At 54.2% G+C, this 585-nt stretch carries 1 protein-coding gene and 2 tRNA genes; 1 reads left to right on the top strand and 2 read right to left on the bottom strand.

Annotated features, from left to right (window positions below; all coding sequences use genetic code 11):
• The first annotated feature begins 173 nt into the window (after positions 1-173).
• On the top strand, positions 174-422 hold the full coding sequence (locus BRX37_RS26470; RefSeq protein ID WP_125990393.1) for a hypothetical protein: 249 nt from the start codon (positions 174-176) through the stop codon (positions 420-422).
• On the opposite strand, the gene BRX37_RS26475 is transcribed toward BRX37_RS26470, so the two are convergent.
• Positions 388-463: transfer RNA gene (locus BRX37_RS26475), tRNA-Ala, on the bottom strand. The genes BRX37_RS26470 and BRX37_RS26475 overlap by 35 nt on opposite strands.
• An 11-nt stretch (positions 464-474) precedes the next feature.
• Positions 475-551: transfer RNA gene (locus tag BRX37_RS26480), tRNA-Ile, on the bottom strand.
• Between the last annotated feature and the right edge of the window lie 34 nt (positions 552-585).

The raw sequence follows: 585 nt of genomic DNA on the forward strand, positions 1-585 counted from the left end.
GCTCCCCCACGCTTATCGCAGCGTGCCACGTCCTTCATCGCCTGTACATGCCAAGGCATTCACCAGATGCCCTTACCTCACGCTTGAGAGTCCACACCACCAACGACAATACTGGGTAGCATTTGCCGAAAGCTGTATCGGTGTGGTTATTAAACTCAGCCAGATAATCTTGTGTGTACAACATCGCCCGCTTTCCGGATGCTTCCTTGCGGAAACACCAAAAACCGAACCATGTCGCCACGGCATCGATTAAAAAACCCATTCACAATGTCAAAGAGGCTCGCTTGTGCGAGCCATATCACCGGACGTATCCGGCAAACCGCTACTCTTCATCTCTAGAGAATTCTGATCTGCTCCGCGAAACATCGCTACGCAGTGGTCAGCAAATGGTGGAGCTTATCGGGATCGAACCGATGACCTGATGCTTGCAAAGCAACCGCTCTCCCAGCTGAGCTAAAGCCCCTCACCAAATGCTGGTGGGCCGGGGAGGAGTTGAACCTCCGACCTCACGCTTATCAGGCGTGCGCTCTAACCACCTGAGCTACCGGCCCAGCTGCCAAATCAGGCTGCGTTAGCAGCCAGAGG

It is taken from the genome of Sphingomonas sp. S-NIH.Pt3_0716 (assembly GCF_003950715.1).
In the GTDB taxonomy this organism is placed as follows: domain Bacteria; phylum Pseudomonadota; class Alphaproteobacteria; order Sphingomonadales; family Sphingomonadaceae; genus Sphingobium; species Sphingobium yanoikuyae_A.